The following is an 860-nucleotide window of genomic DNA, read 5'->3' on the forward strand; positions in this document are numbered from 1 at the left end:
CCCGCGTCGTGGTTCCTGCGTCTCGACATGTTCTGATCTCATCGTCGTTGAAGACCAGCAGACGTCAGATCGTAGCTTCCGTCACTGTCCGGTTTTCGGGGAGTAGCTCACGAGAGGCGCTGATCCCTGAGGTGTTCAAGATCGAGGGTATGGCGGGCGCCGACGATCCCCGCCATCGTGACGTTGGTCGCGGATTTCACCCGGTCGGGGTCGATCACGTAGGGGGAGAGCAGGCTGAGATCGATGTCGATCCGCTCGCGCGGGAAGTCGGCCCGGTAGCCGGCCACCCTGGGGAAGGAGATATCCAGAGCGTCGCGTTCGGGGCTGACGGCATGGACATGCACCACCTCGCTCGGCTTCTGCGGGGCCGACGGCTTGGGCTGGTCGGCGAAGTTGAGACCGTCGATGCCCATGATGTCGGCGTATTCCGTCCGGAACAGGTGCTGCCCCGTGACCGGGTCCGGATCGGGCGACACGTCGTAGGAGAGGCGCCGCAGGGCCCGCCCGATCACCTGCTCGCAGATCAGGCGCGATCCGAAGGCGCGGAGGCCCATGATGTGGGTGACGTTGTTGGCGTCCCATCCTTCGGTCAGCATCGAGACGGACACGACGCAGCGGACCTGACCGCCGAGGCGTCCCTGCTGGCCGACCGTATTCATGACCTCGCGCAGGATCTCGGCGTCGGAGACATCGTCCGTCCCCTGGCCGCGGCTGGCACGCTCTCGGCGGAAAACCTCGATCTAGGCGGTGTTGACAAAACCCTTCCCCTGACTGGCTTGGCGTGATTCACGGTGCCCGACTGTGATCGGGCGGAGTGATGCGATGGCGCGGGATCTGATGTCGGATGCGGAGTGGGTGTT

Annotated in this window: 1 pseudogene; it reads right to left on the reverse strand. The window is 64.9% G+C overall.

Annotated elements, in window-relative coordinates:
* Positions 1 to 110: 110 nt before the first annotated feature.
* Positions 111 to 740, reverse strand: a pseudogene (locus DR046_RS23040) (BPTD_3080 family restriction endonuclease); the annotation flags it as partial.
* Positions 741 to 860 lie beyond the last annotated feature (120 nt).

The organism is Jannaschia formosa (genome assembly GCF_003340555.1).
GTDB classification, from domain to species: Bacteria; Pseudomonadota; Alphaproteobacteria; order Rhodobacterales; family Rhodobacteraceae; genus Jannaschia; species Jannaschia formosa.